The sequence below is a fragment of the Rhizobium sp. CF122 genome, assembly GCF_000282035.1.
GTDB lineage: Bacteria > Pseudomonadota > Alphaproteobacteria > Rhizobiales > Rhizobiaceae > Rhizobium.
Window position 1 is genome coordinate 1 of record NZ_AKKA01000101.1, and the last position, 2,233, is coordinate 2,233.

Annotated in this window: 1 protein-coding gene; it reads left to right on the forward strand. The window is 63.1% G+C overall.

Features of this window, described 5'->3' with window-relative positions:
* On the forward strand, positions 1–2,233 hold a 2,233-nt coding region (locus PMI09_RS25645; RefSeq protein ID WP_037084103.1), incomplete at both ends, for a T1SS-143 repeat domain-containing protein.

The window sequence follows — 2,233 nt, forward strand, 5'->3', positions numbered from 1 at the left end:
CGGTGAATGTCGCCGACGATGTTGCGACGATCGGCACGCCTTATTCGGCTGGCCTCGTCGAAGAGGAGCAGCTGGCTGTCGTCGGCAGCGGCAACGAGGATACGGGTTCGGACGGGGACTTCCGCAGCGGTTTCTTCGGCTTGGTCTTCAACGATAGAACGACGCAGACGACGGGTGGCACACTTGCGATCGCCTGGGGTTCGGACAATGCCGACAACGAGGCGATCACGTCGGGCGCCGGCAACCGCTCCGTGGCGTTTGGCCCGGCCGCAGTCAACGCGCTCGATGCCCTGGACCTGACGTCGCGCGGCCAGGAGCTCCACTATACGATCGTGACGGTCGAGGGCGGCCAGGTGTTGCTCGCCTATACCGGCGAGGTGGCTCCGACCGGCGTTCCGGCCAATGCGGATGCGGCCCAGGCAGCTCATGTCGTCTTCTTGGTCGGTCTTTCCGACAACGGCGGCGGCTCCTATCAGTTCACGCTGATCGACACGCTGGACCACAAGGGTGCGGGCGAAGATACGTTGAAGCTCGACTTCCAGTTCACGGCGACGGATTCGGACGGCGACAAGACGGGTGTTGCAACCTTCGGCGTCGGTGTGATCGACGATACGCCGATCCTTTCGAGCGACGTCGGCGTGCGGTTTGTCGAGGAAGAGGCGCTTGCCGGCGGCAACGAGGACATCTTCCCGGTCGGGACGGAAGTGGGCGGTGTAATTGCCAATGGCGGCTTCATCACCGACAAGATCGGCGCGTCGCTGAACATTTCCTGGGGCGGCGACGACAGCAACAAGAATGAGAATGGCGGCTTCACCGGAACGCAGGTGATGGGCGACCGCTCCGTGGTGTTCGCGACCGGCAGCGGTGCCGACCACAGCGTCAGCGCGGGCGAGGCTTCGGCCTTCCTGGGTGTTAAGAGCGGCAATACGGCGATCAACCTCGGTGACCTGACCTCCGGCGGCCAGCACCTGACCTATTCGCTGTCTGCGAACGGTACTGTCTTGACCGCGCATGCCGGCAACGAGACGGTGTTCACGGTGACGCTGTCGGACAAGGGCGACGGTTCCTATGCCTTCGATCTCGACGGCGTGCTCGATCATCCCGTCAAGGGCGGCAACGCCGGGCAGGAAGACGTTCTGTCCTTCACCTTCAAGTTCACGGCACGTGACGGCGACGGCGATGCAGTCGGCGGCAACTTCACGGTCAACGTCATCGACGACAGCCCGATTGCCAATGCCGGCACGACCTCGACCGTGGAAGACGAGGCGGTTAATGGCGGCAACAATGAAAGCGACGGCCTCTCGGCAACCGCCGGCGGGTCACTGAACATCAACTGGGGCGCAGACAGCGGCAATGACGGCAACGGCCAGCCGGGCGACCGCGCGGTTGCCTTCACCAATGCCGACGTCGCCGTTACTGGTGAGGCCGGCGAAACGCTGACGTCGCTCGGCCAGGCTGTGCACACGGTGCTGATCGATGGCGTTCTCGTTGGCTATACCGGCGAAACGGCTCCGACGGCAGCGACCGGTGAAGGCGCCGCGAACGTCGTCTTCTTCGCCTCGGTTTCGGATGCAAGCTCAAATGGTTCCTACGCATTCACGCTGGTTCAGCCGCTGGATCATGTTGCTGGCAATGGCGAGAACCCGCTGTCGCTGACCTTTAACTACACGGCAACGGATTCGGACGGCGATAAGGCGTCGAACACCTTCACGGTCAATGTCGTCGACGATGTCCCGGTTACCCGTGCAGGCAGCACCTCGACCGTGGAAGACGAAGCGGTCAATGGCGGCAACAATGAAAGCGACGGCCTGTCCGCAACGGCCGGCGGTTCGCTGAACATCGGCTGGGGTGCGGACGATAACAACAGCGGCTCCGCCAATCGCTCGGTTGCCTTCACGAATGCCAATGTCTCTGTCACGGGCGAGGCAGGCCACTCGCTGACCTCTCTCGGCCAGGCGGTCCACACGGGGATCCTCGCTGACGGAACGCTCGTCGGCTATACCGGCAACACGGCACCGACGACGGCAAGCGGCGGCAATGTCGTCTTCTACGCCTCGCTGTCGGATGCCAGCGATCACGGCTCGTATTCCTTCACGCTGGTCAAGCCGCTGGATCACGACAACACGCCGTCCAACAGCGAAAACACGCTGTCGCTGACCTTCAACTACACGGCAACGGATTCGGATGGCGACACGGCATCGAACACGTTCACGGTGAATGTCGCCGACGATGT